This window comes from Formosa sejongensis, assembly GCF_033447105.1.
In the GTDB taxonomy this organism is placed as follows: Bacteria; Bacteroidota; Bacteroidia; order Flavobacteriales; family Flavobacteriaceae; genus Formosa.
The window spans coordinates 45,645-70,305 of the sequence record NZ_JAWQUN010000003.1 but is presented as its reverse complement, the minus strand read 5'-3'; the positions used below and the strand labels follow the sequence as shown (position 1 = coordinate 70,305).

At 32.2% G+C, this 24,661-nt stretch carries 16 protein-coding genes; 11 read left to right on the top strand and 5 right to left on the bottom strand.

The window, feature by feature from the left end; all coding sequences use genetic code 11:
* Window positions 1-54 precede the first annotated feature (54 nt).
* Complete coding sequence (locus R6X41_RS04595) at window positions 55-1,710, top strand: sodium/sugar symporter (RefSeq protein ID WP_318497889.1); 1,656 nt, start codon at window positions 55-57, stop codon at window positions 1,708-1,710.
* Between the two features lie 699 nt (window positions 1,711-2,409).
* On the opposite strand, the gene galE is transcribed toward R6X41_RS04595, so the two are convergent.
* Both galE and R6X41_RS04585 read right to left on the bottom strand, forming a co-directional pair.
* Window positions 2,410-3,435, bottom strand: a complete 1,026-nt coding sequence (gene galE / locus R6X41_RS04590; RefSeq protein WP_318497887.1) for a UDP-glucose 4-epimerase GalE — start codon at window positions 3,433-3,435, stop codon at window positions 2,410-2,412.
* A 36-nt stretch (window positions 3,436-3,471) separates the two neighbouring features.
* Window positions 3,472-5,118, bottom strand: coding sequence for a sodium/sugar symporter (locus R6X41_RS04585; protein WP_318497885.1), 1,647 nt, complete (start codon window positions 5,116-5,118; stop codon window positions 3,472-3,474).
* A 115-nt stretch (window positions 5,119-5,233) separates the two neighbouring features.
* On the opposite strand from R6X41_RS04585, the gene R6X41_RS04580 reads away from it, so the two are divergent.
* Genes R6X41_RS04580 through R6X41_RS04570 form a run of 3 tightly spaced genes read left to right on the top strand, consistent with a single transcriptional unit; the run spans window position 5,234 to window position 8,464 of the window.
* Window positions 5,234-6,256: a GntR family transcriptional regulator gene (locus tag R6X41_RS04580; protein WP_318497884.1), complete on the top strand. Its 1,023-nt coding sequence runs from the start codon at window positions 5,234-5,236 to the stop codon at window positions 6,254-6,256.
* A gap of 19 nt (window positions 6,257-6,275) precedes the next feature.
* Entirely contained in the window at window positions 6,276-7,436 is a 1,161-nt protein-coding gene (gene galK / locus R6X41_RS04575) for a galactokinase (RefSeq protein WP_318497882.1), read from the top strand.
* A 2-nt stretch (window positions 7,437-7,438) separates the two neighbouring features.
* Window positions 7,439-8,464, top strand: a complete 1,026-nt coding sequence (locus tag R6X41_RS04570) for a UDP-glucose--hexose-1-phosphate uridylyltransferase (RefSeq protein ID WP_318497880.1) — start codon at window positions 7,439-7,441, stop codon at window positions 8,462-8,464.
* A gap of 280 nt (window positions 8,465-8,744) precedes the next feature.
* Here R6X41_RS04570 and R6X41_RS04565 read toward each other — a convergent pair whose 3' ends face one another.
* Window positions 8,745-9,455, bottom strand: a complete 711-nt coding sequence (locus tag R6X41_RS04565) for a FadR/GntR family transcriptional regulator (protein WP_318497878.1) — start codon at window positions 9,453-9,455, stop codon at window positions 8,745-8,747.
* A gap of 1,421 nt (window positions 9,456-10,876) precedes the next feature.
* Between R6X41_RS04565 and R6X41_RS04560 the strand changes: the two genes are divergently transcribed.
* From R6X41_RS04560 to R6X41_RS04535, 6 genes are all read left to right on the top strand, one after another.
* Window positions 10,877-11,902, top strand: a complete 1,026-nt coding sequence (locus R6X41_RS04560) for an XdhC family protein (RefSeq protein ID WP_318497876.1) — start codon at window positions 10,877-10,879, stop codon at window positions 11,900-11,902.
* A 15-nt stretch (window positions 11,903-11,917) separates the two neighbouring features.
* Window positions 11,918-12,532, top strand: coding sequence for a nucleotidyltransferase family protein (locus R6X41_RS04555; RefSeq protein ID WP_318497874.1), 615 nt, complete (start codon window positions 11,918-11,920; stop codon window positions 12,530-12,532).
* Window positions 12,533-12,924: 392 nt separating this feature from the next.
* Entirely contained in the window at window positions 12,925-16,023 is a 3,099-nt protein-coding gene (locus tag R6X41_RS04550) for a SusC/RagA family TonB-linked outer membrane protein (protein WP_318497872.1), read from the top strand.
* Window positions 16,024-16,035: 12 nt separating this feature from the next.
* A complete protein-coding gene (locus tag R6X41_RS04545; RefSeq protein ID WP_318497870.1) occupies window positions 16,036-17,793 on the top strand; it encodes a RagB/SusD family nutrient uptake outer membrane protein in 1,758 nt (585 codons plus the stop codon).
* Between the two features lie 16 nt (window positions 17,794-17,809).
* Window positions 17,810-19,501, top strand: a complete 1,692-nt coding sequence (locus tag R6X41_RS04540; RefSeq protein WP_318497869.1) for a hypothetical protein — start codon at window positions 17,810-17,812, stop codon at window positions 19,499-19,501.
* A gap of 68 nt (window positions 19,502-19,569) precedes the next feature.
* Entirely contained in the window at window positions 19,570-20,040 is a 471-nt protein-coding gene (locus R6X41_RS04535; protein WP_318497867.1) for a hypothetical protein, read from the top strand.
* Window positions 20,041-20,574: 534 nt separating this feature from the next.
* On the opposite strand, the gene R6X41_RS04530 is transcribed toward R6X41_RS04535, so the two are convergent.
* A complete protein-coding gene (locus R6X41_RS04530; RefSeq protein ID WP_318497865.1) occupies window positions 20,575-21,753 on the bottom strand; it encodes an SMP-30/gluconolactonase/LRE family protein in 1,179 nt (392 codons plus the stop codon).
* 145 nt (window positions 21,754-21,898) lie between these two features.
* The gene (locus R6X41_RS04525; protein ID WP_318497863.1) at window positions 21,899-22,909 is read right to left on the bottom strand and encodes a T9SS type A sorting domain-containing protein; all 1,011 of its coding nucleotides are present in this window, start codon (window positions 22,907-22,909) and stop codon (window positions 21,899-21,901) included.
* Window positions 22,910-23,515: 606 nt separating this feature from the next.
* Between R6X41_RS04525 and R6X41_RS04520 the strand changes: the two genes are divergently transcribed.
* Complete coding sequence (locus R6X41_RS04520) at window positions 23,516-24,373, top strand: AraC family transcriptional regulator (RefSeq protein ID WP_318497861.1); 858 nt, start codon at window positions 23,516-23,518, stop codon at window positions 24,371-24,373.
* Window positions 24,374-24,661: the final 288 nt, after the last annotated feature.

The following is a 24,661-nucleotide window of genomic DNA, read 5'->3' as shown; positions in this document are numbered from 1 at the left end:
AATTAGAATAAACACCAACAATAAATATACAAACCAAACTAAATAATATAACCAATGACAATAGATTTCGGATTTTGGGATTACCTCATTTTTATAGCTTACGCAGTATTAATATTAGGAGTAGGCTTATGGGTTTCCAGAGATAAAAAAGGACATGAAAAAAATGCTGAAGATTATTTCTTAGCAAGTAAAAGTTTACCATGGTGGGCCATAGGTACCAGTTTAATAGCTGCAAATATATCTGCAGAACAATTTATTGGAATGTCAGGATCAGGCTTTGCCTTGGGGTTGGCTATCGCTTCCTATGAATGGATGGCAGCCATCACTTTAATTATTGTTGGAAAATATTTTCTACCAATTTTTATTGAAAAGGGATTGTATACTATTCCAGAATTTGTTGAAAAACGATTTTCAACAAATTTGAAAACGATATTAGCAGTCTTCTGGATCTTGTTATATGTTTTTGTAAACTTGACTTCAGTCCTGTATTTAGGGTCTTTAGCGTTGGAAACAATTATGGGAATTCCAATGGTGTATGGCGTTATGGGGTTAGCTTTATTTGCAGCAGCTTATTCATTATACGGTGGACTTTCAGCAGTAGCTTGGACCGATGTTATTCAAGTTGTCTTTTTAGTTTTAGGAGGTTTAGTAACCACTTATATTGCTTTAAATACGGTGTCGGATGGAGAAGGGGTTATAGCAGGAATGAAAACTGTTTATGATGCTACACCGGAACGTTTTGAAATGATATTTGATGAGTCTAACCAATATTACGATTTGTTGCCTGGAATAGGTGTTTTATTAGGAGGAATGTGGGTTGCGAATTTATACTATTGGGGTTTTAACCAATACATTATTCAAAGAACCCTGGCGGCAAAATCATTAAAAGAATCACAAAAAGGGATTTTATTAGCTGCAGGGTTAAAATTAATAATCCCTATAATAGTTGTTATTCCTGGAATAGCAGCGTATGTAATGGTAAATGATCCAGAAATTATGGCACGATTAGGCGCTGAAGGATTACATAATTTACCAACATTTGAACAAGCCGATAAAGCATATCCTTGGTTGTTACAATTTTTACCAACAGGAATGAAAGGTGTTGCTTTTGCAGCATTAGCAGCCGCAATTGTATCGTCTTTAGCATCTATGTTAAATTCTACATCCACCATTTTTACAATGGATATTTACAAACAATACATTAACAAGAAAGCAACTGATAAGCAAACCGTTAATATGGGGAGAATTTCAGCAGCGGGGGCATTAATCATTGCAGCTGTGATGGCTCCATTATTAGGAGGAATAGATCAAGCATTTCAATTTATACAAGAATATACGGGCATAGTAAGTCCAGGGATTTTAGCAGTGTTTATGTTAGGATTGTTTTGGAAAAAGACAACGAATAAAGCAGCCATTATTGGAGCATTAGTATCTATACCAATTGCATTATATTTTAAAGTAGCACCAAATGGATGGTCTACAAGTTCAATGTTTGTAGACATCCCTTTTATGGATCAAATGGGCTATACGGCTGTATTGACAATGATTGTTATTATTATAGCAAGTTTAATTCAGAATAAAGGAAAAGAAGATGAAAAAGGAATACCAATTACCAAAGAATCATTTAAAACTAGTGCTGGATTTAATATTGGAGCCTTTGCAATTATGTTAGTTTTAGTCGCATTATATGCCATGTTTTGGAAAAGCTAAGACGATTTAAATTATGGAATATAAAGAGTTGGTGAAAGCCAACTCTTTTTTGTTACACTTGTTTTTCTTGTAAATGGAAGATTAAGATGTGGTGAAAAATGCTTTGCAAATACATTAATAAGTGCTTTGAAAGCTCTTTTTTATATTAATTATTACGGTTGTTTTGCCCATTTTACTCCGAATTTGAATAATAAGAATATTATAAATAAGAAAAAAGAATGAAATAAAACAATCCCTAATGACCACTTAAACCCGAGTGCTCCGCTAATTATAGTTTTAAAAATGTATAATGAATTCGGATTAATAGCAAGTCGGTATATAAAATTGATGATTAGGAAAGAGGCAATGGCTATAAATACAATTCCGATAATCTTTTTGGCCATAATTAATATTTTCAATATTACGAGAATCCTTGTGGAGTCTGCAAAGGAATAGGAATAATTGCATGTAATGCCTAAATAAGACACTGTCCTGCCCTGAAATAGGGTTGTTACACTTTAAAATTGCTTTTAGGTTAAGAATGGATATGCTTTATTCTGTGTTTTTAAGTCTAAAGATAAATGTAATGGTATTTCGTTGTATCATTTAATTGCGATTTTTGTTGCGCTACTTTGTAAAAGCTAAATACCTGCTTATATATGGTTATGAATTATACAACTATACGTAAGCAGGTATTTGAATGAAATGTATTGTTTTAAATTAGTTGTTTCTTATTTTTTGTTCCCACTTCCAAGCCGAAGAAAGGGCGTCTTTTAAATTCAATTTTGCGTTCCACCCTAAAACATCATTTGCTTTGGTAGTGTCGGCATATGCAGCAACAACATCACCTTGTCTTCGTTCAACTATTTTATAATTTAATTTCTGCTTAGATACATCCTCGAAAGCTGAAATCACTTCTAAAACAGACGACCCCTTACCTGTCCCAATATTAAAGACTTCATAATTATCATCGTTTTTATTATTAATAAGTCTTTTAAGAGCTGCAACGTGAGCTTTAGCTAAATCGACCACATGAATATAATCACGAATACATGTTCCGTCTTCGGTTGGATAATCATCTCCAAATACAGATAATTGGTCTCTTAATCCAATCCCTGTTTGTGTAATAAACGGCACTAGGTTTTGAGGTGTTCCAATTGGTAGTTCACCAATTTTTGCCGATTCATGTGCTCCAATAGGGTTAAAATAACGAAGCGCAATTGCTTTTAAGTTTTTTGAAACTTTACAGGTATCTTGTATAATTTCTTCTCCAATTTGTTTGGTGTTTCCGTAAGGAGATTCTGCGTTTTTTATAGCTTCAGATTCTGTTATAGGAAGTGTGTCTGCTTGACCATAAACCGTACAAGACGAACTAAAAATAAAGTTTGCTGTATCTTTTTTATATAATTCTTGTAAAATATAAATTAACGAATTCAAATTGTTTTCATAATATAACAAAGGGAGTTTAACGCTTTCGCCTACGGCTTTAGACGCAGCAAAATGGATAACTCCAATAACATCATGATGACGTTTAAAGAAATCTATAACACCTGTTTTATTACGTAAATTTAATTTTTCGAATACTGGTTTTTGTCCCGTAATGGATGTTATACCATTCAAAACGTCTTCTGTAGAATTTGAAAGATCATCAATAATAACCACTTCAAATCCTTCGTTTTGTAGTTCTACTACAACATGAGAACCAATAAATCCTAATCCTCCTGTTACTATAATTTTATGTTTCATATCTCGTTTAATTTTGTATTAGAATTGAAATTGTATTTACCAAAAAATGCAATATAAAGTAGCGACTAAAATGCAGACAATGAATGAACCTATATTAAATAGGGGGGAAGTTTTAAATAATTTATTAGTTAAATTAATTCCTTTCGCATCATCTGCTCCTTTATTTTGAAGGTGGCTTAACACCACAATAACAAGCATACTAAGTACAGCTGTTAATCCCATTTGGTGCATCCATGGTTCTAAACCAGTAATAGGAATAAACTTAAGAGCTAATGCAATAGGAATAGATAAAAGTGCGCCCCATATTGCTGCATTATTCGTGGTCTTCTTCCAGAATAAACCTAACATAAACACCGCTAATATTCCCGGGCTTACTATACCTGTCCATTCTTGAATAAATTGAAAAGCTTGGTCGATACCGCCTAATAATGGTGCCATAATAACCGCTATAATTAAGGCTACAGCAGCAGAAATACGCCCCACATTTACTGTGGTTTTACTACTCGCATTTTTATTGATGTATTGCTTATAAATATCCATCGTAAAGATGGTAGATGTTGAATTTAACATCGATGCTAAAGAAGACACTATAGCTGCTGCTAATGCTGCAAAAGCAACTCCTTTAAGTCCTGTTGGTAAAAACTGTAATAGCCAAGGGTAAGCTTTATCGGCTTGCCCTGTAGACGGTAAACTTAATTGTCCAGCTTCACCTAAACCAGCCATAATTTCAGGATCATTTACCATAACGTATGCAGCAATGCCGGGTATAACTACTATTAATGGAATTATAATTTTTAATCCAGCCGCTAAAAGAATACCTTTTTGAGATTCTTCTAAAGATTTTGCGGCTAATGTTCTTTGAATAATATATTGGTTAAAGCCCCAATAATAAAAATTTGCGACCCATAATCCACCAAGTAATACCCAAACACCTGGTAAGTTTAAGTAATTGACATTCGAAGTGCCGTTAGTATTAAATTCATCTAATATCATGTGGAATTTATCAGGAGCAGCATCCATTACCTTAGAGAATCCTGCTATCATGCCTTCTCCTCCAGAAACTGTATTTAAAGCCAAATATGTTGTTACTAAACCTCCTAAAACAAGGAAGACTACTTGTATAACATCGGTCCAAGCTACAGCCGATAGACCACCGTAAATGGAGTAGGCTGCAGCAAAAAGTGCTAAACATATAATAGCCGTCATCATATCTACACCCATTATAGTTTCAATGGCTAAACCTCCTAAATATAATACTGAAGCTAGATTTACGAATACATAGAGTGCAATCCAGAACACCGCAAGAATAGTCTTTAGATTTGTAGAAAAACGCTTTTCTACAAACTCAGGGATGGTATATAATCCTTTTTCAATAAAAATTGGCAGAAAATATTTACCAACAATAATTAAGGTTATTGCGGCCATCCATTCGTAAGAAGCGATTGCTAATCCTAAGGCAAAACCAGATCCAGACATTCCAATAAACTGTTCTGCAGAAATATTGGCTGCAATTAAAGAGGTTCCTATAGCCCACCATGGTAACGATTTACTCGCTAAAAAGTAATCTTCAGCATTCTTTTCATGGCCATCCTTATCTCTAGAAACCCATAGTCCAACTCCTAAAATAAGTATAGCATAAGCTATAAATACGAAGTAATCCCAAAATTCAAATCCATTAGTCATAATTGTGGTTTGTTAATTTGTTAGTTTTAGTTTGTTAATATTATGTATTTGTAAAATAATAATTCAAATATATGAAAATAATTTAAAAAACATACTAGTACCTACTAGTTTGTTTATGAATTTTATTTACCTTTGTATTATGGGTGTTATTAACATAAAAAAGAATACAGGTGTACCTAAGTACAAGCAAATTATAGAATCTATTGAAGATGCTATAATCTCCGGCGATTTAAAAAAGGGAGACCAATTGCCTTCAATTAATAATATTAGAGATGTACATAAACTCTCTAGAGATACTGTGCTAACAGCTTTCAATGAATTAAAAGCAAGGGGTATTATTCAATCTATTGTCGGAAAAGGATATTATGTTTTAAATGATAGTATAGATGTGAGCCAGAAAGTATTCTTGCTGTTTGACGAATTAAACTCGTTTAAAGAAGATTTATATAACTCGTTTATAAGTAATCTAAACAGTAATATTCGAGTAGATATTTATTTTCATCATTTCAATGAAGACATTTTTAGTAAGTTAATTTATGAAAATATTGGATTGTATAACTACTACGTTATTATGCCTGCCAATTTAAAAAACACTGAATTGGTTATTGAAAAATTACCAAAGGAAAAGGTGTACATTTTAGATCAGACACATCCTGAATTGTCACAATACGCCGCAATTTATCAAAATTTTGAAAAAGATATCTTCACCAATCTTACCGAAGCTTTACATCTTATTCAGAACTACGACACCATAATTTTACACTTTTCGGAAGACAATCAACCTTTAGGAATGCGAAAAGGGTTTGTGAAATTTTGCAAAGCAAATGGATTGAAATATGAAGTAATCAAGTCTTTAAAAGATAGAGTAATCTCTAAAGGTGAAGTCTATGTTATTCCAGACGACAAAAATTTATTACGCATTATAAAAGGGATGAAAAGTAAGGATTACACGCTTTCAAAGGATGTAGGAATTATTTCTTATAACGATACACTTTTAAAGGAAATTGTAGAAGGAGGTATTACAACCATTTCAACAGATTTTAATCATATGGGAGAACGTTTGGCTCAAATGATTTTAAATAATGAGCACTTACAAATAGAAAACATAAACACCTTAATTCTTAGGAATTCATTATAATAATTTAAGTAACAAAGACATGAATACGACATTAATTAATACCGTTAAAACAAGTTTTTTAAATAACTTTAAAGTAGAACCAATCTTGATTTTTTCGCCAGGAAGAATTAATATTATAGGAGAACACACAGATTATAATGATGGTTTTGTGTTTCCTGCTGCTGTTAATAAAGGTATTGTAGCGGCTATTCAGAAAAGCGATACAAATAGTTCAAGCGCTTTTGCAGTAGATAAAACTGAAAGTATAACATTCTCATTAGATAATCTAAAACCTTTAAATAAGGGATGTTGGCAAAACTATATTTTAGGAGTGGTTTCAGAGATCCAGAATAGAAATAAAACGATAGGAAATTTTAATATCGCTTTTGGAGGCGATATACCAGGCGGTGCAGGAATGTCTTCGTCTGCGGCATTAGAAAATAGTGTCGTTTACGGTTTAAACGAATTATTTAGTTTAGGTCTTACAAAACACGATATGATTTTAATTTCTCAAAAAGCAGAACATAATTATGTTGGTGTAAAATGTGGAATTATGGACCAGTATGCGAGTATGTTTGGGATTGAAGATCATGCTTTACTTCTTGATTGTAGAACTGTAAAAGCAACGCCTTTTAAAATTGATTTTAAGGATTACGAACTCTTTCTAATAAACACCAATGTAAAACATAGTCTATCAGACAGTGCTTATAATGATAGACGTTCGGTTTGTGAATCTGTTTCGGAACTACTAAACATTAAAGCGTTAAGAGATGCTACCGAATTTGATTTAGAATCAATAAAAGAAAAAATCACAGCAGAAAACTACCAGAAAGCACTTTTTGTAATTCAAGAAAATGAACGCGCAATACAAGCATCTAAAGCTATGCAAGCAGACGATTTAAAAACATTAGGAAAACTTATCTATGCTTCTCATGACGGTTTGCAAAATCAATATAAAGTAAGCTGTGAAGAATTAGATTTTTTAGTTGCAGAAACAAAGTCGAACCCCAATATTTTAGGCTCTAGAATGATGGGCGGTGGTTTTGGCGGCTGCACGATTAATTTGATTGCAAAATCTGAGGTACCTGCTTTTAAAGATTACATTACTGAAGCTTATAAAACTAAATTTAATACAGAGTGCTCTATTTACGAAGTAAAACTTTCTGATGGTACTCATATAATTAACGAATTAAACCATTAAAAATGAAAACGGACTTACAAGATTATTCGCATAAACGTTTTAATATCCTTACAGGAGAATGGGTTTTAGTATCACCACATAGAGCTAAAAGACCATGGCAAGGACAAAATGAAGAAATCTCTAAAGAGATACGACCATCACACGATCCTTCGTGTTATTTATGTGCTGGAAATACAAGGATTAATGGTGAAATAAATCCTGATTATAAAGATGTTTTTGTGTTTACAAACGATTTTGCAGCACTTCAAAACGATTCAAAAGCATTTAATATTAACGATGGGTTGTTGCAAGCCCAGAGTGAAACAGGTATTTGTAAAGTGATTTGTTTTAGTCCCGATCATTCAAAAAGTTTGGCAGATATGTCTCCAGAATCAATAGAGAAAGTGGTTTCGGCATGGCAACATGAATATAAAGAGCTTGGAGAAAAGGATACCATAAACTACGTGCAAATTTTTGAAAATAAAGGCGCTGTAATGGGCTGTAGTAATCCGCATCCACATGGTCAAATCTGGAGTCAATCTACTTTGCCTAATGAAGTTGAAAAGAAAAACACACACCAATTAAACTATTACAACAAAAACAAGAGTAGTCTTTTAGGTGATTATCTTACACAAGAATTTAAAGAAAAAGAACGTATAATTTTCGAGAATGATGCCTTTGTAGTGTTGATACCGTTTTGGGCAGTTTGGCCATTCGAGACAATGATTGTGCCTAAAAGACACCAAAAAAGTATTCTTGATTTAGAAGCTAACGAATCGTTACTTTTTGCCGAAGCTATTTCGGTAATAACTAAGGCTTACGACAAGCTTTTTAATACCTCATTTCCGTATTCTAGTGGTATTCATCAAGCACCAACTAATGGCGAAGATAATAGCCATTGGCATTGGCATATGAGTTTTTATCCACCTTTATTAAGAAGCGCTACGGTTAAAAAATTCATGGTGGGTTACGAAATGTTCGGGTCGCCACAACGAGATATTACTGCTGAAGTTGCGGCGAAAATGTTGTCAAAATTAATTGAAGAATAAGTTCAAGTATACGTTGACTAATACGTTGGATTAAATTATAAAAACCATCTATAATGACTTCTAAAAAAGGTTGTTTTAGATGGTTTCTGATTTAAAATCATTTTATAAGTATTTGCAGTACTTATTTTTTAAAGTGGTTAAAGAAGAATATCTCTTAGTATTAAAAGAGGTATAAGCGTACTGTTTTTAGGGAAGCCTACACATTTATATTATTTATTTTAAAATGGAATGATACACTATGACTTTTAAATTATTAATTCCAAGAACATATGAATTTTTATCATTCTTCTTTTTCATCATAGCAATAATTATATAACATTTTAAAATGGTCTTTCATTTTTTGTTTTGCAAGTGATGCGTCTTTATTTTTAATGGCCTCGTAAATATCTGTATGCTCTTGTATTGTTAAAGCTGATGGATTTCCATCACAAACGTGAAGTTTTTCAAAATTAGTAATGATTTCAGGGATGATTATTAGCATTAAGCTATTTAGTGTGCTATTATCACTGGCCTCTGCTATTGCTAAATGAAATAATAAATCTTCTTCAACAGCTTCTTCACCCTTCAATACTTTATCGCAATAGGAATCGAGTGCTTTTTTAATTTGGTTTAAATCCTCATCTGATCTTCTTGAAGCAGCTAATCCTGCAGTTTTTAATTCTAACAAAATCCTAGTTTCAACCAAAGATTTAAATTCAGCATTTTTTAATCGTAAAATACTTTCTATCATTCCATTTCTGCCAATTGCCCCAATATCAGCCACAAATGTTCCACTTTGAGGTCTAGATTTTAATAATCCATATAATTCTAATTTTTGGATAGCTAGCCTGATAATACTTCTACTTACTCCAAATCTTTCCGACAATACCCGTTCAGAAGGTAGTTTTTCTCCAGGCTCTAAATTTTTATCATTAATAATATCTTTTATTTTAGATATAATACTATTTAGAACCTCTTTATTACTGTTTTTTGCAATTACATTTAACTCCATATGTACGAGAATAGTTTACTAAAAAAACAAAGGTGAACTATTCTTGTTAAATACAAAAACATAATTTTTCTAGCTTAATTTAAATTATTTAAAAATTAAAACTTTTCTAATCAAATATAGAAATATGAATAGAAAAGTTTTTTAATATAGATTAATTTTAGCAATTAATTTCCTTTTTTTATAAATCAATGTTTTCGAATATTTAATCTTTTAGGGGTTATAAGTTTAAATATATAGATAATCAACAAATCAATAGAAATCATTTTAAAGTGATAGATAGCTCTACTAAAGCTTATTAACATGTGATTTTGGTAATTTAAAAATAGTTGGAGCCCATTTGGTAAGCTTTACTCTTTATGGTAACGACCAATATGCCTGAGATAAAACTACGCGTACATGGGAGCAGACATTAGGGGAAATTAATGTTGCGTATTCATAAATCAATACCTTGCTGGTTTTTGTAGTGTTTGCAAATGGAACCGATCATAAGGTTCAGTGTATGTTACTGAATATTAAAAGAGGGGTGCCTAAACAAAAATAGGTGTATTCTGATGATGATATAGAGCTTAATTTTGATCGGGTTTATGAGGAGGTTCGGGAGATTTTTGGGTGATTTATAATTTAAAAATTAATTACTTGACTTATAGCATTATCCATATTCTTATGAATAAAATTTACCTGATAATTTAGTGTTATCCTAAAATCACTAAGACGATAAAATTTCTGAAACATAAAAGGGTGGATTTTATCTCCAGTTGGATTTTAAAAAGTATGACATGTGATAGGATAATAGTGGTAACTTGTCATAGTATGATTGATTAATTTGTGTTTTCTTCAATTAAGGACGTTCATTTTTTCTAAATAACTATTCATAAACGTGTATACTGATAACCAATTTAGGACAACAATTAAACGTAGCCCACAGAAAATAAATTTTGAATAGATTATATATCAATATCGTCCTAAACGATTAATCTCTTTTTACAAAAAGATTTGCCGCTGCTGACTTTATGGAATTACTTGTGCTGGGGGAGGTACTTTTCTACATAAGTTGAATTTTGTATTTTGGGTTGGCCTATCGAAAATTTATCGTAAAATTTGAAGAGAAAGTATCGTAAAATTTAAAGCTGTTTGAGCTAAACGCATGTTTCTATATAGTTGATTTTTAGTAGCGAGTTCTTTAAATTTAGATAGTGAACGAAAAATTTAGATAAAAGTTCGTAAGCCTAGATTTTTTTGGTTCGTTTTTTTGTCAATGAAAAAAATGAACATATAATAATATTTAGGACAGGATTTATATGGTAATTCTAATTTAGAATACGTTAAAAATTAATCATAATAAACGGTTTTTGTAATCTTTATTTGTGAATTCAAACATGTTGTTACCTTAAAAAATAACGTATTACTTTCAAATTTGTTTTATGACTCATGAGTTTAAGAAAATAGTAGATGTCTTTATAGCGAGTAGGGATAAAAACCTGAAAACTGTTTTAGCTACTGTTGTCCATTTAGAAGGATCGTCTTATCGGAGACCAGGTGTTCGCATGTTGTTTGTGGAAAACGGAAAATCTGTTGGAGCTGTAAGTGGGGGATGTGTAGAAAAGGAAATTCAAAAACAGGCAGAAACTGTTTTTAAAACGCAAATGCCTAAAATGATGACTTACGATGGTAGGTATCGTTTGGGCTGCGAAGGTTTACTTTATATTTTAATAGAACCTTTTTGTTTAGAAAACGACATTATAATTAAACTTAATGAATGTTATAAAAGTAGAACGCATTTCGATATTCTTTCGTGTTATAACACGGATATTGATTGTACAAGTAATATTGGCTCTTGGTTGAAAATTAATAATGATAAATTTCCGGTGTCCTCAAGACCTTTAAATTTTGATCAAATTCAGAACAAAGAGTTGGGTGTTTTTAAGCAACAGATGAAACCCTGTTTTAAACTTATTATTTTTGGAACGGAACATGATGCCGTTCAACTTTGTAATTATGCATCGCTTACAGGTTGGGAAGTTACGATTGTTGCAGAACCATTATCATTTACATCTATTTCATGTTTTCCCGGAGCTACAGATTTTCAAACTTTTTTTTCGGAGACATTTAATTGTACTATAGATAATCAAACTGCTGTAGTATTAATGTCTCACAGCTATGCAAACGATCTTAAATATTTATTGACATTAAAAAACTCGAAACCTATATATATGGGTTTATTGGGTCCTGCCAAACGTAGAGATAAACTGCTAAATCAATTTATTGAATCTAATTTAGATACTGAAAATGAAACAGTATTGGATGTCGTTTACGGTCCGACAGGTTTAAATATAGGTGCAGAAACACCCCAAGAAATAGCTGTTTCGATTATTGCAGAAATATTAAGCGTTGTCCGAAAACAAAAACCAGTTTCACTTTCAGAGAAAATGGGAAGTATCCACGAGTAAATTATTTTATAGATCATGTCTCAACCAAAAAACATTGCAATTTTAATTATGGCGGCAGGAGCTTCTTCTAGAATGGGGGAGCCTAAACAATTGCTTAAATGGGGCGAGAATACTTTAATAGAACATACTATTAAAACTGTTTTACAATTGAAACAGGAGAAAGTGATTCTTGTTTTAGGAGCAAATTATCATGATATTTTTTCTGTAGTAAATCATTATCCAGTAACTGTTTTAAATAATAAGGATTGGAAATCGGGATTAGGAAGTTCTATTGCGCGTGGTGTCCAGCATATCCTAAAAACTTCAAAGAAAACAGATGCTGTATTTATTGTTTTAGCCGATCAGCCATTTATTGACGTGTCTTATTTAAGTGAGATGATTACTATCTTTCAATCAAATCAGAATACTATTATTGCAACAGCTTATAAAAACAACACCTTCGGAGTGCCTGTTATTTTTGGAAAATCCTATTTTTCAGAACTATCTCTTCTGGATACTGATAAAGGCGCGAAACAAATTCTTATACGTGATAAAGATGAAATTAAACAAATTGATTATCAGTTAAATAAAGCAGATTTGGATACAAAATCTGAATATAAGGATCTCTACAATCAAACTTTTAACGATTAAACAGCTACTATTTTATCCATATCAAACCTCTTTTTTCTATTTTTTTGTTAATAAATCATCAAATTATACAACGTATATGTTTGGTTATGATTTTTTGTGCATATGTAATAACTCTGAATTACAGTCTTTTATAGGGCTATTCTGATGTGAATATTTTGTGTTAGTCTATTCTTGTTTTAGCGATAAATCAAGGTAAAATAGAGGTAATATAGAGTATGTAAAAGGTAAATATTAATATTATGTTAACGTTTATAAAATTTAATTTTACACCGTATCAAGTAGGTTAAAATAAGAATTCCTTAAAAAAAATATAGTTTTATTACATAAATCTATTTTTATCACAAAAGAAGGGGTTCGATTTTTTAAAACAAGCTAATAAAATAAACAAACCAATGAAATTGAGAAAAAGATTAACTGTAAAAGGTTTAAGGGGTAAAATGGTCCTGATACTGTTTTTTGTTTTGCATTGCGGTCTTTATGCCCAAGCACAAAAAGAAACAATTACAGGAATTGTTATGGGAGAAGACGATGTGCCAATACCCGGGGTTACTGTTTTGCTTTTAGAAAACGGAAAGAGTATGGGAGCAATTACTGATTTTGACGGTGTGTATTCATTAGAAGCTTCAATAGGAGAAGTCCTAAAGTTTAGTTATTTAGGAATGACAACACAATCCTTAAAGATAAAATCGAAAACATTAAATGTTACGATGGTTGAAGAAGCTTCTGCATTAGATGAAGTAATAGTTATTGGTTACGGAACGGTGTCCAAGAAAGAATTAACAGGAGCTGTAGATCAAGTTAAAGGGGAAGAGTTAGAAAAAATTGTAACATCAGATCTTGGTGCCGCTTTACAAGGGCAAGCTGCAGGTGTAAATGTTATCACATCTTCTACGCCTGGTGGAGATTCCGAAATTTTAATTAGAGGAATAACCTCTTTAACAGATAATACACCATTATATGTGGTAGATGGAATTGTTCAAGAAGGTGATCCTAGAATTCCGCCTTCAGATATAGCATCGCTTGATATTTTAAAAGATGCGGCATCTACAGCTATTTATGGTTCTCGTGGCGCAACAGGTGTAATTATTATCACCACAAAACAAGGTAAAGCAGGTACGTTGCAAGTCCGTTTAAATGCAACTTACGGAGTCGCATTTAGAGATTCGGCTATTCCGTTAATGAATTCTGTCGAGCAAACGTATTTTAATATTGTAACACAAAGAAATATTGAGGGCGCATATGATGATGATGCTAGTAATAGTTTGGTGTTAAATAATAGTGCTTATAATTATCAGAACGAGACAGATATGAATAAGTTAATTTTTAACGAATCTGCTCCTACTCAGAATTATAATGCAAACATATCCGGTGGTACAAGCGATATTACTTATAATGTATCTCTAGGGTTTTTTCAGCAGGATGGATTACAAATTAATTCAGCTTACGAACGTTTTAACGTAAGGTCTAATACCGTTTACGAAAAAGATAAACTTAGAATTCAGACTAGTGTTGGTTTATCTCTAGATCAAAGAGATATTCCTCAAGGTAATTTAGTGTCTCAAGCGATTGTTTACAATCCAACTCAAAATGCATTAGATCCAGGTTATTATGATTCTTTAGAAGGCGGAGATGGTAGTGATGTAAATCGTTTAAATTGGGTGTTAGAGAGTATCAGAACTGAACAAGATAATAAAGCATTAAGAACTAATGCATCTGTGAATTTAAAATATGAAATTATCGATGGTTTAAGTGCGCAAGTAAATTCTGGTATTACAGCTACAAATAATTACGGAAGTGAATACAGACCTTATCAGGAAGTAGTAAGTGATAAAGGTAATGTGCAAACAACGCCAACAAGTAGTTATATTAGTAGAACCAGTAGTTTAAGAACTTCTTTTAGTGTGGATGCGGGTTTAATATATGATAAACAATTAGATGAAAATAATAAAATAACATTTACATTATTTACAACGTTCGAGAAATATAAAAACGAAGCATTTAGTGCTATGAGATTAGGTGCTACTAACCCGGATATAACTGTTTTAGATGGTGCAACAGGAGACCAGAGTGTCACTTCAGGATTCGATTATATAGATACTCGAATTGGTAATATTGGTCGTATTCAATACAGCTATAAAGAACGTTATATTTTAAGTTCAAGTATTCGTAGAGATGGGTCTTCTAAATTTGGTGAAGATAATCAATGGGGTACTTTCCCTTCTATAGCCTTTGCATGGAATATATCTGATGAACCTTTTTGGCAAGGTGCAAAACAAAAAGTAAACAACTTTAGATTGAGGTTGTCTTACGGTTCGGTAGGTAATGATAGAATTGGTTCTTATGTATATTCTCCTGGTATCACTCAGAATATTAATTATATAGGAAACAATGGGAATACTGAAACATTAAATTTAGGGTCTATACAAACAGATTTAGCTAACGAATTATTAAAATGGGAAACCACAACAACAGGAAATGTTGGGATAGATTTAGGTTTCTTTAAAAACAAGTTAACACTAACTGCAGACTATTATCGCGCAAGTAAAGAAGACATGTTGTTTCCTGTATTTCTACCATTATCTGTAGGAGGAGGTACGAATGCAACAGTAACCTTAAATGTTGGTAATATGAAAAATGATGGGGGAGAACTAGCTATTGGTTATCGTGCTAAAACAGGTAACGTAACATGGAGAGTGAATGGAACGTTTTCTATAAACGATAACGAGATCACTAAAATTAATAACAATACAAACTTCTTGCTTACAAACGATTTTGGTTTAGTAGGTAGAGCTCCAGATCAATCTCGAGTAACAGCACTTGCTGTTGGACATGAAGTTTCATCATTCTTTTTATGGAGGACAGATGGTATTATAGATACAGAGGAAAAATTGGCGGAGTATCAAAAAATTGATCAGGGTGCTAGAATGGGAGATGTCAGATTTATAGATCAAAATGGGGATAATGATTTAACCGACGAGGATCGTATTTATAGTGGTAGTGGGTTACCTGAATATGAAGTTGGGCTTAATTTTTCTGCAGACTACAGAAATTTTGATTTCTCTATGAACTGGTATGCAGCTGTTGGGCAGGAAATTATGAATGGTTTCGACGCTTGGGCATATGGTTTTGGTCGTCATAAAGATCAAATCTACCAATGGTCCGAAGCCAACCCAGAAACATCAATTCCTGCCTTTAGAGGCGATATGCGTACCCATAGAAACTTTATAGGATATAGTGATTTGTTTCTAGAAGATGGATCTTATATAAGATTAAGACAGGCTACTGTTGGGTACAGTTTACCTAAAAAGGTAAATGAAAAACTGAATATAAATCGCTTAAGATTCTATGTGAGTGCTCAAAACCCTTTAACATTTACAAAGTACTCAGGTTATAATCCAGAAGTTGGTGGTGGTATCGCTGCAAAAGGTTTGGATAAAGGAACTGGACCTACATATGCAACTTACTTTTTAGGATTAAATTTTAATTTTTAATACAAGATTATTATGAAAAGAATAATTTTTAAATATACCATGGTTTTGTTTGTAGTAGGAGCTTTTACTGCATGCCAAGACAATGAATTTTTAAACGAAACAAATCCAAACGAAATATCTAAAGATAATTTTTGGAGAAATTTAAATGAAACAGGAGCGGGACTTAATGCCGTTTATAAAACATTGCATAGTCCATATATTCTAAATGTGATTGAAGAAATGCAACGTTCAGATATGGGGTATCCTGGTTATGGACGTCCTGTACCACAAGCGACAGAACCTTTTTACAATCATACCTATACAGAAAGTACAAATAGAATAGGTGAAAAATGGCTTACAAATTATCAAGGTGTTTTTAGAGCCAATCAGGTTATAGAAGGTTTAGAAGGCATTGAAGATGTAACTACCGATAGAGCAGAATGGTATTCTCAAATGGCACAAGCACGATTTTTAAGAGGATTATTTCACTTTTATTTATACACAACCTACAATAATGGTAGCATAATAATTCGTGATAAAGTGGCTGTAACAAATGATGATTTTGCTAAACCAGTATCTTCTCCATCAGAAGTAATCGCTTTTATTAGAGAAGATTTAGAATATGCGTATTCACATTTATATAAAAAAGGAGAATATCCTAGTGGGGATTTAAGTCGAGTAACTGCTGGAGCTGCAGCAACTATTTTAGGAACAAGTTATTTGTATGATTTAGATTATGCAACAGCCATGATATATTTTGACGATGTAATAAACAATCAAGGGTATCAGTTAGTTTACGATCAAGATAAATTATTTACTACAGCAGGCGAATTTAATAACGAATCTATATTCGAAATTAGTTTCACTGAAGATTTTATTCAAATCGATTTAAACAGATGGAATGGAGATTCAGGTACAAACTGGTTAAACCAACAAACTACGAGTACACGTGGAGCGAGTGGTCCAGCTTGGATTACATATGCGTATAAAACCGAACAAATGGATCCTTTAGATAGTAGAAATTATTATATGGATCCTATAAAAGGAGAAACACAACGTAGTGTACCACTAAGAGCATCTGCTATGATGGCTATGGTTGAAGACACGCAAACAGATTATTATTTGGTGTCTACAAGCGATTATACGCGTTTTAATGGTAGAAACTGGGGATTCGGTTGGTGGAAAAAATATTCAAATCATGATATTGTAGCTGCTGAAAATGAATTGCCAAACGGTTCTGCAACCTTATCAAGTAAAAATGTTACCGTAAATCGTTTAGCAGATGTAATACTTATGCAAGCGGAATGTAAAATTAAAACGGGAAATGTTCAAGGCGGATTAGATTTAATTAATCAAGTTAGAAAACGTTGGGGACTTGTATTATACGGTACGTCTGGTGCAGATGCGTCTAGTACTTACGATGATGTGTCTTATACTGCAAATACAGCAATGCATCAATTAATGTATGTAGATAAGCCTCTAGAAACAGGAGCAGAAGGACACTGTATTAGATGGTTGGATTTTCAAAGATGGAAAAAATCAGAAAATTACGGCTTTGCAGATCGTTTACAGGAGTTGTCTAATATGTCTTTTTATGGTGTCGATTATTCGTATACAAATGCAGAAGGACAACCAAGAACTAATTTTAATAATCCATCTCTATCCTTACAGCCAAGTGGCGAGGATCAAGTAATTGTAGATTATGAGTACGATAAACCAGCAGCTAATTATTCAGAATCTACTAACGGATATTATCCAATTCCTGTAGCTGAGAGAAATACCAATAATTAATTAAAAAGCAATGAATATGAAAAATATAGGAATATCATTAATCTTTTTTGCTTTGCTGTTCGTAGCAAGTTGTTCAAATGATGATTATGTAGAATATACCGCCCCAGATGAATTGTCTGATGTGTCATGGGTTATTAGCTTAGATAAGAATGCTCAAAATCCATTAAGTGTAAATATAGATACGTTTATGTCGTTTTTTGATTTGTCTCAAGGGACTGTTAGTCACGAATGGATTATAGACGAAGGCAATAATTTCTTAAACGAAGGATTCGATAAAACAGATACCTTAAGTAATTTTATAAATGAAGAAGCAGGCCTTAAACTAACTACTGAAAAAGCGAATGTATTGTTTAATAACCCTGGAGAAAATAATGTTAGACTGTATAATACATTTAATAATCCAGTAAGTTACCATTCAAGTGTAGGGACCTTAAATTCGTTTAAAGAAGGTGATTTATGGGTTATCGATACCACGTTTACATTCGATGTGTATGCGAATATTATGCCGGCATTTAGAGTGTTAAAAGATAGTGTAGAGATACTAAAAATTACTGCAGAAGATATGCCAAGTTTAGATGATGTAAACTCATGGGCTTCTGTAGATGTTGAAGCGGGGTCGACTTTGGTTTTTGAAGACCTTACAACTATAGGTCGTCCTAATTCTAGAACATGGTTTGTTTCAGAAGGTGTTCCAAATCAAACAGGAGGTGTTGTAGCACCTATTAAGTTCTTTAAGTTAGGAAGCTATTTAGCAGGTGAAATGAAATCTGCAAGAATTAATGAATTACCTAAATATGATGTAACGAAATTAATTCCTTTAAAAATTAATGTAATTCAATCTTCTAAACCTTTTATTTTCGATGGAAATATTACAGAAGACGATTCTCAAGTTATTTCTTTTAGAGTGAATGGAGAACTTAAAACATTTACCGGAGAAGAATCAAATTTTGTAGTTCATGTAGAGAATGTTAGCTCAGGATTTAGTCAGGATATTCCTGTAATAAGTGCAAAAGTAAGTAGTTCAGATGCTACCTATTTAGATTTAAGATTATCAGCTTCTATTTATAATTCAGATGAGGTTACGGTAACCTATAACGGGGGAAATATTTTATCTACAGACGAAAGAGAATTACAACCTTTTGGCCCAGAAATGGTAACCATGCATATTGGTCGTAATATTTTAAAATCCGGAAGTTGGGCAAGTTACGAAGTTGCACATGCAGCATTAAATAGAGGCTATGCAGGTCCAGATGGTGCCTTTTGGGTAGGGCAAAATAATACTGCAGAAGATCCTAATTGGTCAAGAACTGAAGAGCGTGCTTTTGAAGGTAATGCGAGTATGAAAATGTCTGTAGAAGGTCTAACCAAAAACTATCAATTGTTTTCTTACGGTCTTGGATTAATAGATATTATTCCAGCAGGAACTTACGAAGTATCTTATATGGTATTTCAAAATTCGGCTAGTAATTTAGATAGCTTTTTAACGTTTGGAGAAAAGGTGCCTGAATTAGATTTAGTTTGGGATGTGTCTACGCTTCCAAAAGGACAATGGGTTAAGGTTAAGAAAATTGTAACCCTACCTTCTATAGATGAGAAAATGAAGTTAACAACGGTATTTCGTCAAGAAGATAATCCAAATGCGCTTTCAACAAGACAAACAATTTATTTAGACGATTTCTCTTTGAAAATTGTAGAAGTAAGACCGTAAGCAAAAGATAGTTTTGTATTAAACTCAGGTTGTTTAGTAAAGAATAATCAATAAATAAAATTCAGATAATGAAAAATATATTAAAAATAGCGAGCATTCTCGCCCTTGTTTTGGTAGTGTTTTCTTGCGAAGAGGAATCTAATTTTGAAGAACCGAATATAGAACTGGTTCCCGTATATGCAATCACAAATATTACGGGTACGAATGCGCTGTATCAAATAAATGTATACAAAGACACACCTCTAACAGTAGAGTATGTTGCCGAAGTACAATTGAATTCTTATGATATGTTAGGTTTTCAAGACGCGTCTACAGATACCGAATATAATGTGTCTTGGGGTGTTGTTAAGGACCGCGAATCGGGAGATTTAGATGCTGATGATAATGTAATAATGGAAAATTACACTGTAAATTATGTGCTTACAGGTAGTAAAGAATGGGGAACTGGCGTGTTAAATGCTTCAAATGTTTATGCAGATGGAACAACATTAGATTTAGACTATACTGTAAGTATAGCCAATGAAGAAGTTTATAATTAAGTTTATTATTTTTAGAGTATCACTTGTTTTTTAATTGGGTAAAAAGGTAAATAACTTATGTTATTTACCTTTTTTTGTTGGTATAACATTTAGTGTAATTATTGAAAGTCTAAATGGATACAAGGCTTATTTTAGTTGTCTTTTGTTTTTTTGATTAGTAGGGGTTTTGACTTGTATTTTTTTTTAGCGATTTACAGGAATGCTGCTACATGATAAAAACACTGTTGAAGTAACTTGTTTAGTTAAAGATTCAGGTGTTTAGAACTATGATCTGTAGACGTAAAAGGTGTTTTTATTTGGAATAATCCGGTGTATGTTGGGATGTTATTTAGCTTTTTTAAATGTAATTATAGTGTGTTGGGGTTTAGTATTAACTTGAATTTAGTTTAGCTGCTCATGTTATAATACTGCTTCAATCCAAAACTTTATGTTGTTAAATCAGGTCGCTTTTAAGCCTAAAAAAGGAGATGAACTATGTTTAGTTTATCTCCTTTTTGTTGCGTTGTATTTGTCTTTAAATACTGTTTTTAAGTGCTACTGTAACATAACTTTACTACTTTTAACTTGACCGTCTATAGTTTTTAACGTTAATATATAGGTGCCTTTCTTAAGGTTGGAGTCAAGATGTATTTTAATGCTATTATTGGTTTTTGAAAAGGTGTAAGCTCCAATATATTGTCCTAAAGTATTGTATAATTCTACGTCTTTAATTTCCAGATTCCCTACGCTGACTTCAATTTCATGGTTGTTTGTTGGATTCGGAAAAACCTTAATGTTTGGATTTGTTGTGTTAAAATTGTCCACAGATAAAACAGATTCAGGCAAATCAAAAGGATGTTGAAATCCAACAACGTCTTCCATTTCAATTTTATATAAATCATTAGGTGTGGTAACAAATAAAGTGCTTAAAGAGGAACCGCCAAAAGTACAATTGGTAGGGTTTTCTTCAAAATCTATAATTTTAATGTTAGAACCTGTAGGGTCAAAAACTTGAATGGATTTTTTTGCTGCAACATATAAATTCCCTTTGGTGTCTAGTGCCATTCCATCTGCTCTAGAATTCGTATCAGTGTCGTCTAAGTCGCTTAATGTGGCAAATATAGATTTGTTACTTATGGCTGCAGTTACTGGGTCTATATCGAATTTAAAAATATTATAACTACCAGAATCTGTTACGAATAAATGTTTACCATCGGTAGATATTAGAATTCCGTTAGGGAACTCAAGAGAGTCATCTAATAGGGTAGTTGTATTGCTGTCATCTGCATTAATATAATAAATTTCTTTAGTGCGATTGTTGTTAAAATCTCCAGGACTCGAAACGTAGACGCCATTCTTTTTGTCTACACATAAATCGTTTGGGTTAGTTAGAATATTGGTATAGGTGTTTAAAATGGTTCCGTCTACATTTCGGTTCGTAACATTTCCATCTCTAAAATCACAGACAATAAGGTCTAGATTAGAATTAAACATTAAGCCGTTGGTTCGTGCTGGAGAAGGGACGTCGAAAGCCGTTGCGAAAGTGTTGTCTGTTACCGAATACGTAAAAACTTTTCTTTTAGAAATATCTGAAAAATAGATTTTGTCTGAGCGATCCCAAACAGGACCTTCGTTAAAACCATATTCGCTATTACTTAGTTTTATTGGTGTTTGTGCAAAAACAGGAATGATGTTAATTGTAAATAGGGCAAGGGTTAAAAGTTGTGTTTTCATAATCTTATTTTGTGTTAGATGGTTGTTTGTTGTTTTCTAATTAGAAAGTGTATGCGTTTAGTCTTGATTTTTACCGTGAATAATTTGCCATAAAAAAAGCCTCCTATTTAGTTTTAAAACAGGAGGCTTTTTGGAATTGTTCGTTTTAATTCTTTATGAATTTTTTAGTCGACACACCATTTTGTGTTGTTATTCTAACAATGTATAATGCACTTTTTAAAGAAGATACATTTACTTTATCTTGAACATTATTTAGAGATAATACAGATTTTCCTAATAAATCAAATATTTCTACGTTCTGAATTTGTGAGATAGAGTTAATACGTAATTCATTGTTAACAGGATTAGGGTACAATTTAAAGTCTGCTATTTTTTCATTTTTAACAGATAGTGTACTCGATTCAATTACATCTAAAACAATTTCGTTTACATACAGAGACGTAATTTGGTAATCTGTACCGTCTTCTCCTTGAAATGGATTAAATGTATATAATAATAGGTAAGCACCATCACCATTTATTGCATCAAATGTCGCTTGGTTTATTCCTTTTGCTTCGGCAACTTCAGATGTTTCTCCCGATTCTAAATTTGATAAACGGGTTCTTAAATTTGAATTTTCAGGAGAATCTCCAACTTCAATTTCTAAAATTATTTCATAAGTAGACTTGTCTGCTTGAGAAATTGAAGGATTTGTTTCGAAAGCAGAACTACCTTGAACGCCTAAAAATACTTTATCCCCTGCGACAGCTGTAGACTTAATAATAACCCCATCTCTATTCGTATTGTTAGATGCTCCAGTTGCAGCGTCTGTATCTTGAAATGCGACTAATAAGAACCCTTCTGCGTCTTGAAAGGGTGAGTCGTCACCTCCTAATTTTGTTGTTACTCTTGCCGTTACCGTGTTTTTAGTGCCTTCAGCTTTAAAAGGAACCGAGTATACACATCTTGCCCAATTACTTTTTAGGTTAACAATTTGTGCTAAATCGTTATCTGTATGCCAAGCTGGTCCACTAGAATTCCAATCAGCGTGGTTTCCTATGTTTTCTATTACAGGTGCAGTATGGTACGATTCAGCTTCAAAGGTAACAACGGTTTGAGCTTGTCCAACAGTAATCATTGCTAAGGCAACAAAAATACTTGAGTAAATTTTTTTCATGATGTTTAATTTTTTAGAATTAGTTATGCATCAAAGAAAATGAATATTAAAACTGTTGGTTTCTTTGTAATTACCTTAAGTCAACTGTTTTTTATCTCTTTTTGTATTTTTGACAATAAAGTGTGTCTTTTATTGTTGCTGTGGTTAATATGTTGGGTTTATTTCTTATTAATAAAAATGATTTAAGTGAATTTCTGAGAATTCAATATTTGAATAGATTGATTAAATCGTGTTGTATAGATAATTTTTGATTTAGAAGTATAGAGAATGTTTTAATTAGGTTTCGAGAGAAACTAACTCAATTATTACCTTATTAAGGTGTGGTGTCTATTGGTTTTGTTAATGTGCTGTTATTCAGTGTTTAGTTGTTTTTTGCGTTTAGGAGTTATTATGGGTATCTTAAAAATTAGAACATTTAATTATTAAATTGTCTATATATGCGTTATAAAATCGTTAAATTGGATAGTATAGTGTTATAAAACTGTTATATTTGCACTCTATTTTGGGGTAATATAGTATAGGTTGTTTGTTATTTATGCTGTATGTTTTATTAATAAACTTGTAATAGGGGTAAAAAGACAACTGAAACTATAATAGACATATCGAATGAAATTAGTCTTAAAAAACACAGAAAATTTTGTAAATAAAAGGGTGAATATCTATAAGAGATATGTCCCTTGTTTAGATCAGGCATGGCATTATCATGCCGAATTTGAATTGTTATACATTTCACAGAGTAGTGGAATACGATTTGTGGGCGATAATGTTTCACCATTTTATCCTGGAGATTTAGTTCTGGTAGGATCATATTTACCTCACCTTTGGAGAAATGATGAAGCCTATTATGATGATAATACGGATTTAATGGTAAATACGATTATTACAAAATTTACCCAAAATTTTATGGGTGAAGGTACTTTTGATAATCCTGAATTTTCTGAAATAAAGAAATTATTAGATCAATCTAAGTATGGTATTTATTTCAATAAAGATATAAGTGATCTGTTTCATGATGAATTGATTGGTCTTCCACTATTATCTAAAGCAGAGCAATCTATTACATTACTAAATATTCTGTATAAATTATCCTTAATTGAAGATAAAAAAATATTATCTACCACAGATATGCGTCAATTTTCAAACGAATCCCCAGATCGTTTAGATGCTGTAATACGATATATTTCTGATAATTATAAAAACGATATTAATTTAGGAGATGTCTCAGGAGTCGCTTGTATGACTACAAATTCTTTTTGTCGTTTCTTTAAAAAAATGACTAATAAATCGTTTACCGAATTTTTAAATCAAGTGCGTATACGTAATGCATCTCGTATGTTGGTTCAAGAAAATAGCCCGATTTCAGAGATCTGTTATAAAGTTGGATATAAGTCCATTCCTAATTTTAATAAACAGTTTAAGCAGATTATGGGGCTTACGCCTAAAGCATATCGCTATAAATTGTAATTTCTATTCAGATTAATTTCCGTTACTTATATATAACTACTTCTTATTTTAATAAGAAGTAGTTTTTTTGTTTTCACCCCTTTTAAAGGAGGTAAAATAGTGTATGTACAAGATAAGTTTCGCTTTAAAGTATATCCCGATTTTCTATTTTTTTGTTATCCATAAACATCTTTAAGCTAAAATGTAGGTTTTTCATAAGTTATGAAGGTTCTAAAGATTAGTTTTTACGAAATGTGTAATAGGTCTTTTCTCTTAATCTAAAATAGACCCTTCATTTATGTAGATGTG

What these genes read in the sequence shown, in the direction of transcription:
- R6X41_RS04585 (WP_318497885.1), bottom strand. Translation starts at nt 5,118, where the DNA reads ATGACTAATGGATTTGAATTTTGGGATTACTTCGTATTTATAGCTTAT.
- R6X41_RS04545 (WP_318497870.1), top strand. Translation starts at nt 16,036, where the DNA reads ATGAAAAGAATAATTTTTAAATATACCATGGTTTTGTTTGTAGTAGGA.
- R6X41_RS04550 (WP_318497872.1), top strand. Translation starts at nt 12,925, where the DNA reads ATGAAATTGAGAAAAAGATTAACTGTAAAAGGTTTAAGGGGTAAAATG.
- R6X41_RS04555 (WP_318497874.1), top strand. Translation starts at nt 11,918, where the DNA reads ATGTCTCAACCAAAAAACATTGCAATTTTAATTATGGCGGCAGGAGCT.
- galE (WP_318497887.1), bottom strand. Translation starts at nt 3,435, where the DNA reads ATGAAACATAAAATTATAGTAACAGGAGGATTAGGATTTATTGGTTCT.
- R6X41_RS04570 (WP_318497880.1), top strand. Translation starts at nt 7,439, where the DNA reads ATGAAAACGGACTTACAAGATTATTCGCATAAACGTTTTAATATCCTT.
- R6X41_RS04595 (WP_318497889.1), top strand. Translation starts at nt 55, where the DNA reads ATGACAATAGATTTCGGATTTTGGGATTACCTCATTTTTATAGCTTAC.
- R6X41_RS04560 (WP_318497876.1), top strand. Translation starts at nt 10,877, where the DNA reads ATGACTCATGAGTTTAAGAAAATAGTAGATGTCTTTATAGCGAGTAGG.
- R6X41_RS04530 (WP_318497865.1), bottom strand. Translation starts at nt 21,753, where the DNA reads ATGAAAACACAACTTTTAACCCTTGCCCTATTTACAATTAACATCATT.
- galK (WP_318497882.1), top strand. Translation starts at nt 6,276, where the DNA reads ATGAATACGACATTAATTAATACCGTTAAAACAAGTTTTTTAAATAAC.
- R6X41_RS04520 (WP_318497861.1), top strand. Translation starts at nt 23,516, where the DNA reads ATGAAATTAGTCTTAAAAAACACAGAAAATTTTGTAAATAAAAGGGTG.
- R6X41_RS04535 (WP_318497867.1), top strand. Translation starts at nt 19,570, where the DNA reads ATGAAAAATATATTAAAAATAGCGAGCATTCTCGCCCTTGTTTTGGTA.
- R6X41_RS04540 (WP_318497869.1), top strand. Translation starts at nt 17,810, where the DNA reads ATGAAAAATATAGGAATATCATTAATCTTTTTTGCTTTGCTGTTCGTA.
- R6X41_RS04525 (WP_318497863.1), bottom strand. Translation starts at nt 22,909, where the DNA reads ATGAAAAAAATTTACTCAAGTATTTTTGTTGCCTTAGCAATGATTACT.
- R6X41_RS04565 (WP_318497878.1), bottom strand. Translation starts at nt 9,455, where the DNA reads ATGGAGTTAAATGTAATTGCAAAAAACAGTAATAAAGAGGTTCTAAAT.
- R6X41_RS04580 (WP_318497884.1), top strand. Translation starts at nt 5,234, where the DNA reads ATGAATTTTATTTACCTTTGTATTATGGGTGTTATTAACATAAAAAAG.